Origin of the sequence: Propionicimonas sp., assembly GCF_034927565.1 — a bacterium.
GTDB lineage: Bacteria > Actinomycetota > Actinomycetes > Propionibacteriales > Propionibacteriaceae > Propionicimonas.
Genome location: NZ_JAYFPT010000010.1, coordinates 1 through 12,327 on the forward strand (window position 1 = coordinate 1; position 12,327 = coordinate 12,327).

12 protein-coding genes and 1 pseudogene are annotated in these 12,327 nt (G+C 69.7%); 6 read left to right on the forward strand and 7 right to left on the reverse strand.

Translation table 11 applies throughout. The features are described from left to right. Window positions 1–281: 281 nt before the first annotated feature. Window positions 282–890 carry a GNAT family protein gene (locus VB080_RS02820; protein WP_323416905.1) on the reverse strand — a complete coding sequence of 203 codons (609 nt, stop codon included), beginning with the start codon at window positions 888–890 and terminating at the stop codon, window positions 282–284. Window positions 891–1,103: 213 nt separating this feature from the next. On the opposite strand from VB080_RS02820, the gene VB080_RS02825 reads away from it, so the two are divergent. Then, window positions 1,104–2,033, forward strand: coding sequence for a polysaccharide deacetylase family protein (locus VB080_RS02825; protein ID WP_323416906.1), 930 nt, complete (start codon window positions 1,104–1,106; stop codon window positions 2,031–2,033). A gap of 69 nt (window positions 2,034–2,102) precedes the next feature. Here VB080_RS02825 and VB080_RS02830 read toward each other — a convergent pair whose 3' ends face one another. From VB080_RS02830 to VB080_RS02840, 3 genes are all read right to left on the reverse strand, one after another. Continuing rightward, a complete protein-coding gene (locus VB080_RS02830) occupies window positions 2,103–2,498 on the reverse strand; it encodes a globin (protein WP_323416907.1) in 396 nt (131 codons plus the stop codon). 48 nt (window positions 2,499–2,546) lie between these two features. Continuing rightward, on the reverse strand, window positions 2,547–3,257 hold the full coding sequence (locus VB080_RS02835) for a cyclic nucleotide-binding domain-containing protein (protein ID WP_323416908.1): 711 nt from the start codon (window positions 3,255–3,257) through the stop codon (window positions 2,547–2,549). A gap of 183 nt (window positions 3,258–3,440) precedes the next feature. Beyond that, on the reverse strand, window positions 3,441–3,845 hold the full coding sequence (locus VB080_RS02840; protein ID WP_323416909.1) for a DUF2752 domain-containing protein: 405 nt from the start codon (window positions 3,843–3,845) through the stop codon (window positions 3,441–3,443). Between the two features lie 95 nt (window positions 3,846–3,940). Here VB080_RS02840 and VB080_RS02845 point away from each other — a divergent pair, with 95 nt between their 5' ends. Both VB080_RS02845 and tdh read left to right on the forward strand, forming a co-directional pair. Then, window positions 3,941–4,858: an RDD family protein gene (locus tag VB080_RS02845; protein WP_323416910.1), complete on the forward strand. Its 918-nt coding sequence runs from the start codon at window positions 3,941–3,943 to the stop codon at window positions 4,856–4,858. Between the two features lie 268 nt (window positions 4,859–5,126). Continuing rightward, on the forward strand, window positions 5,127–6,164 hold the full coding sequence (gene tdh, locus VB080_RS02850; RefSeq protein ID WP_323416911.1) for an L-threonine 3-dehydrogenase: 1,038 nt from the start codon (window positions 5,127–5,129) through the stop codon (window positions 6,162–6,164). A gap of 255 nt (window positions 6,165–6,419) precedes the next feature. On the opposite strand, the gene VB080_RS02855 is transcribed toward tdh, so the two are convergent. Then, window positions 6,420–7,337 (reverse strand): hypothetical protein, encoded by a 918-nt coding sequence (locus VB080_RS02855; RefSeq protein ID WP_323416912.1) that lies wholly within the window; start codon window positions 7,335–7,337, stop codon window positions 6,420–6,422. Window positions 7,338–7,978: 641 nt separating this feature from the next. On the opposite strand from VB080_RS02855, the gene VB080_RS02860 reads away from it, so the two are divergent. Further along, entirely contained in the window at window positions 7,979–9,178 is a 1,200-nt protein-coding gene (locus VB080_RS02860) for a glycine C-acetyltransferase (protein ID WP_323416913.1), read from the forward strand. Between the two features lie 131 nt (window positions 9,179–9,309). After that, window positions 9,310–9,429: pseudogene (ccsA, locus tag VB080_RS02865) on the forward strand (cytochrome c biogenesis protein CcsA); the annotation flags it as partial. Between the two features lie 109 nt (window positions 9,430–9,538). Here ccsA and VB080_RS02870 read toward each other — a convergent pair. Beyond that, entirely contained in the window at window positions 9,539–10,477 is a 939-nt protein-coding gene (locus VB080_RS02870; RefSeq protein ID WP_323416914.1) for a rhomboid family intramembrane serine protease, read from the reverse strand. Window positions 10,478–10,577: 100 nt separating this feature from the next. On the opposite strand from VB080_RS02870, the gene VB080_RS02875 reads away from it, so the two are divergent. Next, on the forward strand, window positions 10,578–11,567 hold the full coding sequence (locus tag VB080_RS02875; protein WP_323416915.1) for a patatin-like phospholipase family protein: 990 nt from the start codon (window positions 10,578–10,580) through the stop codon (window positions 11,565–11,567). A 75-nt stretch (window positions 11,568–11,642) separates the two neighbouring features. Here VB080_RS02875 and VB080_RS02880 read toward each other — a convergent pair whose 3' ends face one another. After that, entirely contained in the window at window positions 11,643–12,167 is a 525-nt protein-coding gene (locus tag VB080_RS02880; RefSeq protein WP_323416916.1) for a DUF2199 domain-containing protein, read from the reverse strand. Between the last annotated feature and the right edge of the window lie 160 nt (window positions 12,168–12,327).

A 12,327-nucleotide genomic window follows, 5' to 3' on the forward strand; every position in this document is an offset into this window, starting at 1 on the left:
CCGGTTGGGACAGTCCCCACCGTGAGTCAGAAGCAGGGCTGGGCGGGGTGGCGCGCCCGACAACCACCCACCCTGTCCCCGACACAAACCGGGCAGCAGAGATCACGCGCGTGGATAGTCCACGCGAACCCCCGGAATCACCCGGTTTGTGCACCTTCCGGCCGGGGTCGACGGCGATGCGCCGAACAACAGCCCACCCTCTGCCCAGCAGAAACCGGGCAGTAGAGGCCACGCGCGTGGATAATCCACGCGACCCACCGAAATCACCCGGTTTGTGCAGGTCAAACGGAGGGGTGGGCGTCGTCCCGGTCGAGCCTGGCTTCCAGTCCGGCGCGGATGCCGGGCCACTCGGCGGCGAGGATCGAGTAAACAGCCGTGTCGCGGACCGCACCACTGGGCAGGATCAGGTTCTGCCGCAGGATGCCGTCCAGCTTCGCGCCGAGTTTCTCGATCGCCGCCCGCGAGCGGGTGTTGAGCACGTGGGCGCGCAGTTCCACCCCGAGCAGGTCCAGGTCGTCGAAGGCGTGCCGCAACAGCAGCCACTTGGCCTCCGGATTGACCACTGTGCCCTGGGCAGAGGCGGCGTACCAGGTGCCGCCGATATGCGCCCTGCGGTTCTCCGGTTCAATGGTGAGGTAGTTGGTCAGGCCGACCACCTTGTCGTCGGCGAGCCGGCGGACGGTGAACGCCACCCAGCTGCCGTCCGCCACCGCCTGCAGGCGGCGGGCGACGAAGGACTCCATCGCCTCCGGCGGAGGGGTCATCGCGTAGGGGTTCTCCCACAGCCGCCCGTCACGGACGGTGTCGGCCAGGGCCGGCACATCGCCTTGCTGGAGCGGATCGAGCCGGATCGAGCGTCCGGTGAGGGAGATGGGGACGGGTCGCTGCACCCAGCGAGTCTAGAAGACTGCTGAGAGTGCCCTCTGCCTTGCACAGCGCTCCGCCGAACGCCGCGGCAGCGGTCGATGCCGTGGCCGACTGCGAGCCGGGACGGTGGGCGGACGACCCGCACCTCGCCAGCTGAGCCCCCGAAGGCGGTGAGGAATCCGGGACACGCCGCCACCGCTGGCGCCGAGGCTTGGGAGCCGACGTACCCTGCCAGGATGGCGTGGGTTTTCGGTGAGGGTGCCCGGCACCGCTGGAAGGTGCTGGGGGCTGGCCTGGCGGTGGCGGGGCTGATGCTCTCGGGGTGTGCCCGCGTCCATCCGCTCACCCCGTCCCTCACGGCTCCGAGCCGTTCGCCCCGACCCACGAGCTCGCTGAGTACCTCGCCCTCACCGCCGCCAACGGCCCCGCCGTCGGTGTCCACACCGTCCACGACCCCGCCGTCCACGCCGGCCACCTCGCCCACCACCGCTCCGGCCTCGCCCACGAAGCCACCGCTGAAGCCGGACAAGCCAGCCAAGGTCAACTGCGCCAAGCTCAAGTGCATTGCGATCACCTTCGACGACGGGCCCAGCGCCCAGTCCGGGGAGGTGCTCGACCTGCTCAAGAAGGAGGGGGTGAAGGCGACCTTTTTCGTGATCGGTGAGAACGTGAAACTGCACCCGGCGATGGTGAAACGGATGGCCGCGGAGGGCCATGTGGTCGGCAACCACTCCTACACCCACCCGCAGTTCTGGCACCTGAGCGCTGCCGCGATCACCTCGGAGATCACCCGCACCTCGGACGCGATCGAGGCCAGCACCGGGAAGAAGATCACCCTGCTGCGGCCGCCCTACGGGCAGTCCAACAGCACCGTGCACGGGATTGAGCGCAAGCTCGGCCTGGCACAGATCCTGTGGAGCGTGGACTCGCTGGACTGGAAGTCCCGCAACACCGAGAAGATCATCAAGCTGGTGAACAAGGAAGCCAAGCCCGGGGCGATCGTGCTGCTGCACGAGATCCATCCGGAGACCCGGGCGGCGATCCCCGGGGTGATCAAGAGCCTGCGGAAGAAGGGCTACACCTTCGTGACCGTCCCGCAGTTGCTCGGCAAGACCAAGCCGGGGGTCAACTACTCCGAGTTGCTGAAGTCGCACTCGTCCAAGTGAACTGGTCACGGGACCAGGGCTGGCGCCCGGCTCGTCCCGGTGATGGCTCCCGCGCCGGACGGGAGGCGGTCAGTCGAAGGCGTTGACCATGAACTGGGCGGCGCGCGTGACGTACTCGCGGAACTCGGCCAGCTCCGGCTCGGGCAGCCCGAGCGAGTCCAGCGCCGCATTCATGTGGGTGAGCCAGCGGTCGCGCTGCGCCGCAGTGACCGCGAAGGGAGCATGCCGTAGTCGCAGCCGGGGATGGCCGCGCCGCTCGCCGTAGGTTTTCGGCCCGCCCCAGTACTGTTCGAGGAACATCCGCAGGCGTTCATTGGCCGGGCCGAGTTCCTCCTCGGGGTACAGCGCCCGCAACTCGGGGTCGGTAGCCACCCCGGCATAGAAGGCGTCCACCAGGGTGACGAAGGTCTGGTGGCCGCCGATCCGCTCATAGAGGGTGGCCTCGGGTGGGGTTGGCTCGCTCACCCGGCCATTGTGCCCGGCGGCCGAACCCGGTCCCGAGCCGGGAGACGGCTACACCAGCACGTCGGCCGGTTTGTCCTCCGCCGCGAAGGTTTGGTCCGCCCGCACCCGCTTGGCGATCCGTGACATCGTCACTTCGGTGACGTTCAGAAAGGACGCCAGGTCGCGCTGGGTGAGCCGCGAGACCAGGTTTGGGCGGTCCTGCAGCAGGTCGCGGTAGCGTTCCTCGGGGCTGTCCCTGGTCCAGATCGCGTCCGCCTGGAGGGTCATGGTGTAGATCATCGTGAGCGAGGCCGCCATTCGGGCCCAGATCGCGTTCTGCCGGGCCAGTTGCTCGAAGACCCGGTAGTCGGCCCGCACCAGGGTGCTGCGCTCGATCGCGCTGACGGTGTGCACCGCCCGTCCCTCGACCGCTGTTCGAAGGTCCCGTTCGCGCGGGTGCAGCCCCCGGTTGTAGACCCGGTGGGCGGCGCGGGGGGAGAGGGCTGTCATCGAGGCGAGGACATCGCCGTCCTCGGAGAAGAACAGGGTGGAGGTGTGGCCGGTGGGAGTGGTGCTCTGGGCCCGCAGCAGGCCGGTGTGCACCAGATAGAGATAGGGGTGCACCTCACCGGCCCGGAACAGGATGTCATTGGGTGCGAGGTGGACCAGCCGGAGCCCCGCCTCGAACACCGGCCACTCCGGCAGCGACTCGCCGACATAGGCCTCGAGCAGTAACTGCAGGCTCCGGACAGCGTGACCGTGCTCACCTTCGCGTGCCATGAGTCCCCTTTCGAGCGTGGCCCCCGCCACCTGACAAGGTAGCGCGGATTCTGCTTATCGCGCGATGGGAGTCGTCTTTTCCTCCAGGGTTCGCCCTGTCAGACTGTGCCTGCCTGGATCTTCTGTGGGGGGGTATCCGGGGTCGGCCTGGGGCATCACACCCAGGCCGTTTGCCTATCCGGGCTACTGCCACAGATTGCGGACGAGCGCGAAACCGAGTGCCGTCACCACGAACACCGTCGACCACAGCGCCGCCGAGCGCAGCCCTGCCGGTGGGCGCAGCGCCGGGCCGCCCAGCGCCTCGACGCTCCAGGCGACCACCGCGAGCCCCAGCCCGCCGAGTAGGACGAGGACGAACGGGTTGGCCACCCAGGCGGCGGCCAGATCGCCCTGCAGCAGGCTGACCCCGAGCCGAGTGCTGCCGCAGAACGGGCACAGCGTCCCGGTCAGAGTCCGCCACGGACAGGGAATACCGACCCCGGCGAACAGCTTCGCGCCGCTCAGTGCCAGGCCGACAGCACCGAGCCACCCCGCGGATCGCAGGGCGCGCGTCGGCGAGAACCGGGCGGGCTGGACGGACTGGGCCACTGCGCAATTATGTCCGAAACCGGGGTAGACCCCTATATCCGCACGAGCCGGTTCCCCCTAGGATGCCGACCAGGAACATCAGAGGGAGACGATTGATGTCAGATCAGAACTGGCCGCCCGCCAACCCCCAGGGCGATGGCGCGAATCCGCCTGAGGACACCACGCCTGAGTCGGCGGGGAGCCCGTCCTACGAGCCCCCGGCCCCGGGCGGCTACCCGCCGCCCGACGGTGCGGAGCCCGGTGGTTACGTCCCGCCGGTGCCGGGCGCGGACACCCCACCTGCACCCGGTGGTTACACCCCACCTGCACCGGACGGTTCTACCCCGCCCGGTGCGCCGACACCGGGAGGTTTCGACCTTCCGCCCGAGCCAGCCGTCGGCTCTTACGGTGTGCCTCCGCCGCCCGGCCCGTACGGCGCCGGTTATCCCGAACAGCCGAGCTACCCGCCGGCCGATCCGTATGCGCAGCAGCCGGGTGCCTACCCGCCTGCCGACCCGTACGCCCAGCAGCCCGGTGCCTACCCGCCGCCGCCCGGATACCCGGCCACACCGCCGGTGGGTGCATCGCCCAGCCCGACCCTCGGCGGCGTCCCGCTGGCGGACTGGCCCAAGCGTGCCCTCGGAGGCCTGATCGACTACATCGCTCCGTCGATCGTGATCTCGATCGTGCTGAGCGTCATCCCGGGCGACGGCCTCCGCGGCACGCTCAGCTCGCTGCTCGGCCTCGCCTGGTGGGCGTACCTGGGCTACAAGAGCGGCACGACAGGGGTCACCATCGGCCGCAGCATCGCCAAGACCAAGCTGGTCAGCGAGGAGACCGGGCAGCCGATCGGGGTGGCCAACGGCATCATCCGCCAGGTCGCGCACATCATTGACACGGCGATCTGCTTCGTCGGCTGGTTGTTCCCGCTGTGGGACACCAAGCGGCAGACCATCGCTGACAAGCTGGTCAAGACCGTCGTGCTCGACAACTCCGCCGATCCGAACGCCGGGAAGTACACCTGGTGGCCGTGATCGATCCGGTCTGAGACGACGAGGGGCTCCGGGTGACCGGGGCCCCTCGCGCCTTTCCGGGGGCGCGTCGGGCTGAGTGAGCGGCGCCCCTGCCCGGTGTCACACCGGCGGTTCCGGCGGTTGCGATCCGCCGGTTCCGTCCGGGCCCGCAGGGGGGACATGATGGGACCGGTGGTGCCCGATCTGCCGTCGGATGCGGGGGTGCTGCCGCGAACCGGTGCCGGTCGCCGGGTGAGTCGTGGCACGGCGCCACCGGAAGGAGACAGCGATGAGGGCGTTGGCCAAGACGGTCGCCGGGCCGGGGCTGGAACTGGTGGAGGTGCCGGAACCGGAGTGCGGCCCGTTCGAGGTGAAGATCCGGGTGCTGAAGGCCGGGCTGTGCGGCACCGATCTGCACCTGCAGGCCTGGGACGACTGGGCGGCTCGGACCGTCCGTCCGCCCTTGGTGCTGGGGCACGAGTTCTACGGCGAGGTGGTCGAGGTCGGCGACGAGGTCGAGGGCATTGCGGTGGGCAGTTTCGCCTCCGGCGAAGGGCACATCGTGTGCGGACGCTGCCGCAACTGCCGGGCCGGCCGGCGGCACTTGTGCATCCGGACGGTCGGGGTGGGAGTCAACCGGGACGGTGCCTTCGCCGACTACGTGGTGATCCCGGCGGCCAATGTCTGGCGGCAGCCGGGCTTCGTCGACGCCGAGCTGGGTGCGATCTTCGACCCGCTCGGCAATGCGACGCACACCGCCCTGCAGTGGCCGCTGGTGGGCGAGGACGTCCTGGTCACCGGCGCCGGGCCGATCGGGGTGATGGCCACCGCCATCGCGCGACACGCCGGCGCCCGGCATGTGGTGGTGACCGACCTGAGCGATACCCGGCTGGAACTGGCGCGCCGGGCCGGGGCGGACCGGGTGGTGAACGTCAGCCGGGAGCGGCTGGCCGATGCCCAGCGCGATCTCGGCATGCTGGAGGGCTTCGACATCGGCCTGGAGATGTCCGGATCGCCGGCGGCGGTCACCGAGATGCTGGCCAACCTCAACCACGGTGCCCGGGTGGCCATGCTGGGCCTGCCGAAGGAGCCCTATGCGGTCGACTGGGGCAAGGTGATCACCCACATGATCACGCTCAAGGGTATCTACGGCCGTGAACTGTTCGAGACCTGGTATCTGATGAGCTCCATGCTGTCGACCTCGCCGGCCCTGGCCGACTCGATTCGCTCGGTGATCACCCACCGGTTCCCGGCCGAGCGTTGGTCGGACGCCTTCGACGTGGCCCGCTCCGGGCAGTGCGGCAAAGTGCTGCTGGACTGGAGTTGACCCCCGGCGGGCCGCACCTCTCGCCCCCTCCCCCCTCTCCCCTCTCGCCTCTCTCCCCCCTCCCCTGTCGACCCCCACCCTTCGGGAACCGTCCCCCACCCGTCCTGTCGGCAGTGCGCGGCCACCGTCCCCGGGCTCATCCACCGCCACCCTTCGGGAATCGACCGCCACCCTTGTCGTCGAGCGCTCGTCCCAGGGGCCTGGCGGTGGACGCGAAGGCAGGCGGTCGATGAGCCAGGGGGTGGGGCAGGAGGGTTAGGGGAGGCGCCAATCGATGCCCATGGACAGCAGGTCACGGCGGCCGTCGATCGCTCGCTGGAGCCGGCTCTCGAAGCCGTGGTTCCACAGGTCGTCCCAGGTCCAGCGGATGACGATCCAGCCGGCGTCGATCAACGCCTGCTCGCGTCGCTTCTCCGCTTTGATGACATCGGCGGCGGTTTCGCCCGGCTTCAGCAGCCGGCCGTACTTCACCGCCCCGTCGAACTCACCGATGATGCCGTAGTCCTCCCAGCAGAAGTCGGTTCGTGCCAGGAAGTTGCCGAGTCGGTCGAGGATCACCTGTTGCAGTTCAGGTGCAGGCAGGCCTGCCGCCTCCATCCGGATCCGGCTGAGTGACTCGCCAGGACTCTCGGAGCGTCCATCGGCGAACAGCAACGCGCGCCGCGCCATTCGGCAGCCGCGTCCCTTGTGGGTTGCAGCGAGCAGATCGTCGCGGTCGAGGCCACGCCGCAGTCCGGCATCGGCAATCATCACTGCCTCGTCGTAGGGCAGGGTGCGGACCAGATCGGCTACCGTCCGGGCAAGGCTGGTGACGGGCAGGCCGTCAACGATGCTCGTCTCGGTGTCGCCGAGTTGAGCGATCCGGGCGTGGAGGGTCGGGTTGACACAGCCATGGCCGCCGCCGGTCCGGACGACCACCACCTCGCCCAGGCGTCTGGCGAGCAGGGGGAGCCCGTGGGCGACTGCCGCGGAGGTGTACGCGAAGTAGGTGGACGGCCCCAGTGAGGGCAACGTGGCACGGAGTTTCAGCTGATGCAACTGCCAGTCTGTGGGCAGCGGAGTGGCCAGATAGGCCCCGCGGCGCAGCCGGACAAGGCGCTGACTCGCCAGTTCAGTACGGAGTTGGCTGCGGGTGCGTCCTGCGTCCGCCCATTGCTGAGGTGTGATTGTCATGCTCGACACTGTTGGCAACCGGCCGGGCTTCGTGTCACTTATCCACAGGCCTGGTGCCCCCCATCCCCACTGGCGCGGGCCGTGACCGCCGTCGGTGTCATCGAGCGCCTCCCGTCCTGTCGAGCGCTCGGCCTGAGGACGGGCGCTCAGCGTTAAGACAGGCGGTCGGTTCGCGAAGGCAGGCGCTCGGTGGGGAGAGTGGGTGCTCGGTGGGGAGAGTGGGTGCTTGGTGTCGGGACGGGCGGTCGGTTCGTGAAGGCGGGCGCTCGGTGGGGGGGGGTGCTCGGTGTTGAGACGGGCGTCCGGCGTGGGGGTGGGGCACAGGGATAGGCGGACGGGGGGAGTGAAGGCGGACGGGGGAGTGAAGAAGGCGGGATCGGGCTTCTGCCGGGGCGAGGGCAGCGGCCGGGGGGAGTGAAGAAGGCGGGATCGGGCTTCTGCCGGGGCGGGGGTAGCGGCCGGGGGGAGTGAAGAAGGCGGGATCGGGCTTCTGCCTGGGCAGGGGCAGCGGCCGGAGGGAGTGAAGAAGGCGGGATCGGGCTTCTGCCTGGGCAGGGGCAGCGGCCGGAGGTAGTACGTCAGATCCTCCCCGGGGTGCGGGCTTCTGCCTGGGCGGGGGTAGCGGGCATAGGCTGGCTGGCATGTACGACGATGCCGTCCGACGGGACCTGGCTGCGACCCTCGATGAGATCCGGGACGCAGGGCTGCTGAAGGTCGAACGCGAACTCACCAGCCCACAGTCCGCGCACATCACCACGGCCGCCGGGCCCGCGCTGAACTTCTGCGCCAACAACTACCTTGGCCTGGCCAACCACCCGGACGTGGTGGCGGCCGCCGGCCGCGGGCTGGCGGAGTGGGGCTTCGGGATGGCGTCGGTGCGGTTCATCTGCGGGACGCAGCGCCAGCACGTCGAACTCGAGCAGCGGCTGTCGGCCTTCCTCGGCACTGAGGCGACCATTCTCTACTCTTCTGCTTTCGACGCCAACGGCGGGGTTTTCGAGGTGCTGCTCGACGAACGCGACGCGGTGATCTCCGATGAACTCAACCACGCCTCCCTGATCGACGGCATTCGGCTGTGCCGGGCCCAGCGGTTCCGCTACCGCAACGCCGACCTGGCCGATCTGGAGGTTCAGCTGAAGGCTGCCACCGGAGCGCGCCGGAGGATGATCGTGACCGACGGCGTGTTCTCGATGGACGGCTCGCTGGCCCCGCTGCCCGGTATCTGCGACCTCGCCGAGGCGTACGGCGCGCTGGTGCTGGTGGATGACTCCCACGCCGTCGGGTTCGTCGGCGAACACGGCCGCGGCACGCCCGAGGCGCTGGGCGTGGCCGACCGGGTCGACCTCTACACCGGCACGCTCGGCAAGGCGCTCGGGGGCGCTTGTGGCGGTTATGTCAGCGGGCCGGCCGAGGTGGTGGTGTTGCTGCGGCAGCGCTCGCGTCCCTACCTGTTCAGCAATTCGCTGGCACCGGCGGTGGTCGCCGGTTCGCTGGCCGCCCTCGACCTGATCGCCGGCCAGGACGAGGCCCGCGAACGGCTGCGTGCCAACACCGTCCTGTTCCGCGAGTTGATGAGCCAGGCCGGCTTCGACCTGCTGCCGGGCAGCCACCCGATCACCCCGGTGATGTTCCCCGGCGAGGACGGCGCACGGCGCGCCACCCGGATCGCCGACCACATGCTCACCCACGCCGGGGTGTACGTGATCGCGTTCTCCTTCCCGGTCGTCCCCCGCGGCAGGGCGCGGATCCGCGTCCAGTTGTCCGCCGCGCACACTCCCGAGGATGTCCGCGCCTGCGTGGCAGCCTTCATCGCCGCCCGCGCCGCCGTCGACGCCCCCTGACAGAGGTGGGGACCAGAGGTGGGGACTGACTCGATTCAGGGACTGTAAGACTTGTGCTGGCTGGCCCGTGGCTGGCCGGCAGGGTTGGTCTTCTGTGTCGGGTGCCGGCTCTCGTGGGGATCGGTTCTGAGGGCTGGGATCCGAAGGAAAGCCGGTCGCTGGTCAGCTGGATCGTCCACGCCGCCTACCTGCACACCCGGACCACCGCCGGCTGGAAGGGCAAGCGGGCCGCCGTCCTCGCCCTGATCGGTGGTTCGACGAGACCCCAGTCGGGCCGCGTCCGCCCCCCAGCCTCAGGAAACGGTGCTGGCTCGACGAAACCGTCCTGTCGAACCGCCTCCACCTCGAGTCATGACGGGGTCAGGCCAACTGCAGGACGCGGACGACGATCAGGACCGCGATCAGCACGCCGAAGCCGATCAGCCCCAGCAGTTGGACGCGGCTGCGGTTCTGCCGAGGTGCATAGGCCAGGATGGCGGCAATGATCGCGCCTCCGACCAGCCCGCCGAGGTGGCCCTGCCAGGAGATTCCGCCGGTGAAGGTGAAGGCAACGTTGACGGCCAGCCAGATCAGGATCGACTGCACATTGCCGCGCACCTTGATCACCAGCACCAGCAGCGCACCCATCAGGCCGAAGACGGCGCCCGAGGCGCCCAGGGTCATGGTGTCAGGCGAGGAGAGCCACAGGACGGCGGCGGAGCCGGCCAGGGCCGAGAGCAGGTAGAGGGCCACGAAGCGCGCCCGTCCCACGACCCGCTCGAGCTGGGGTCCGAGGAACCACAGCGCCAGCATGTTGAGCCCGATGTGAAGCACATCGATGTGGGAGAAGGCGCTGGTGATCAGCTGCCACCAGGCGCCGTCGGCCACACCGGGCACCCAGGTGAGGCCGTCCCGGGCTGCGCAGGCAACCGCACCGGCACCAGGCAGGTAACGGGAGGGGTCGGAACTCAGGACGCAGGCTCCGACCGGATGCAACGGCAGCCACCACGCCAGCCAGCTCGCCGCGCCGCCGGTGAGGGTGGTCGCCAGCCAGACGGCGGCGTTGATCGCGATCAGCACGATCGAACTCAGCGCCGGATTCTTCGAGCGGGCACCACCGTAGGGTCCCTGGTTCTGGCGGGTGGTGCGCACCCCCTCGGCCACGCACTCGGGGCACTGGTAGCCAACCGCGGCGGCAGTCATGCATTCAGGGCAGATCGGACGTCCGCAGCGCTGGCAGCGGATGTAGCTGACCCGGCCGGGATGCCGGTAGCACTCCGGTGTCGGAGGCTGCGGCGGCACGAACTGCGGCTGGGTCATGCGGGCAACAATACGTGGCCGCCGCAGGCCGGTGGGCCCGGTTGCCGGACTGCCCGTCCAGCCCATCGGCGACGCCCCGGGGCCTCCCTATCATGGCTGCATGGCCAAGCACAGGAGAGTGGCGCTCGTCCTCGGCTCGGGCGGCGCGCGCGGGTATGCCCAGATCGGTGTGATCCAGGTGCTCAAGGAGCGCGGCTACGAGATCGTCGCCATCGCCGGCACCTCGATGGGTGCGCTGGTCGGCGGTCTGGAGGCGACCGGGAAGCTGCAGGAGTATGTCGACTGGGCGACAACGCTCAATCAGCGCGATGTGCTGCGGCTGGTGGACGCTTCCCCGTTCGGCGCCGGGGCGATCAAGCTCGAGCGGGTGCTGGCCAGGATGAGCGAGATCCTGGACGGGGCGCGGATCGAGGAACTCCCGATTCCGTACACCGCCGTGGCGACCGACCTCGGCGCCCGGCGCGAGGTCTGGTTCACCTCCGGCCCGGTGGACGTGGCGATTCGGGCCTCGGTGGCGATCCCCGGTGCGATCACCCCGATCATGGTCAACGGCCGTCTGCTGGTGGACGGCGGGGTGCTGAACCCCGTCCCGGTGGAGCCGGTGATGGGGGTGGACGCCGACTTCACCCTGGCGGTCGCGCTGTCCGGCTGGACGCCCACCGATTTCAACGCCACGCCCGCGCGCGAGAGTTCGCAGTCCAGCCCGCCGGCGGAGTGGCTGGACCGCTTCCGCAGGAGCGCCGCCGGCCTGTTCGAGAACGAGTGGGTGACGTCGGTGATGGCCAGGTTCGGACGCGAGCACGCCGAGCCGGACCCGCGTCCCTTCGAGGACGCGCCGCCCGGGCTGGGGATTCCCCAGGTCGCGGCCATGGCGCTGGACGCGATGGGTGCGGCGATCACCCGTTACCGGCTGGCTGCGCTGCCGCCCGATCTGCTGATCAACGTCCCCGGTGACGCCGCGAAGACGATGGACTTCCACCGCGCCGAGGAACTCATCGAGCTGGGACGGACGCTGGCGGTCGAGGCGCTCGACAAGGCGTTCCCGGTCGAGGAGCAGCCGGTGCTGGAGGCGGTGCCGTCCGACGGCTGACACTGGATCCAGACCGGACGGGGTCTGCATCCGATGCAGCGCGGATCCGGTGTGCGTCGGCGCGGGCCGGGGAGCTCAGCGGCGCAGCAGTTCCTCGAGTTCGGCAACCCGGTGCAGGTCGATGCCTTCGCGCTGTTCGATGGCCAGGGCGTGCTCCTCGCCCACCATCAGCAGCGGTGCCAATCCCGGGTCGCGGGTGTGGACGGTGATCGTCAGCCCGCGGGTGGCCTTCTCGTAGGGCAGCTCGTTGGCGAGTCTGCCCTCGATCGGCGGGATCGCCGCCCGGTTGGGGTTCGACCACGAACGGGCCACCCGCTCCATCGCCTCCGCGTCCAGCTCCACCCAGACCGACCACACGAAGACCTCCGACGTGAAATCGTGGACCGGCAACTGGATGTGCCCGCGGATGAAATGCCTTGTCCGCCCATGGTCGGTCATGATGCAGACATCCGGGGTGAGCTCGGCCTCCAGGCGCTCGCCCGGAGTGACGGCGAGCCACGCGTCGGGCGCGCTGGCCCCTAGCAGGTCTGCCACCTCGAGGTGGGTCTGGTTGCAGACCGGGCACGGTTGGGGTGTGCCGCTACCGGTTGCGGAGAACATGGCTTCATTCTTGTTCAGGATCCGTCCCGCCGCCGGGAAACCCCGAAATCTGCTCCCTGCCCGGGAGCGTGTCCCGGGAGCTGGTCGCGGCGAGAATGAGCAGCGCGACGGTCATGCCCGCGAGCGTGTCCCGGGAGCGGCCGATCGCGAAAGTGGTTCG

Excerpts from the sequence above, each read along its gene's own strand:
- VB080_RS02835 (WP_323416908.1), bottom strand. The coding sequence starts at position 3,257 with ATGGCACGCGAAGGTGAGCACGGTCACGCTGTCCGGAGCCTGCAGTTA.
- tdh (WP_323416911.1), top strand. The coding sequence starts at position 5,127 with ATGAGGGCGTTGGCCAAGACGGTCGCCGGGCCGGGGCTGGAACTGGTG.
- VB080_RS02875 (WP_323416915.1), top strand. The coding sequence starts at position 10,578 with ATGGCCAAGCACAGGAGAGTGGCGCTCGTCCTCGGCTCGGGCGGCGCG.
- VB080_RS02825 (WP_323416906.1), top strand. The coding sequence starts at position 1,104 with ATGGCGTGGGTTTTCGGTGAGGGTGCCCGGCACCGCTGGAAGGTGCTG.
- VB080_RS02845 (WP_323416910.1), top strand. The coding sequence starts at position 3,941 with ATGTCAGATCAGAACTGGCCGCCCGCCAACCCCCAGGGCGATGGCGCG.
- VB080_RS02870 (WP_323416914.1), bottom strand. The coding sequence starts at position 10,477 with ATGACCCAGCCGCAGTTCGTGCCGCCGCAGCCTCCGACACCGGAGTGC.
- VB080_RS02855 (WP_323416912.1), bottom strand. The coding sequence starts at position 7,337 with ATGACAATCACACCTCAGCAATGGGCGGACGCAGGACGCACCCGCAGC.
- VB080_RS02860 (WP_323416913.1), top strand. The coding sequence starts at position 7,979 with ATGTACGACGATGCCGTCCGACGGGACCTGGCTGCGACCCTCGATGAG.
- VB080_RS02880 (WP_323416916.1), bottom strand. The coding sequence starts at position 12,167 with ATGTTCTCCGCAACCGGTAGCGGCACACCCCAACCGTGCCCGGTCTGC.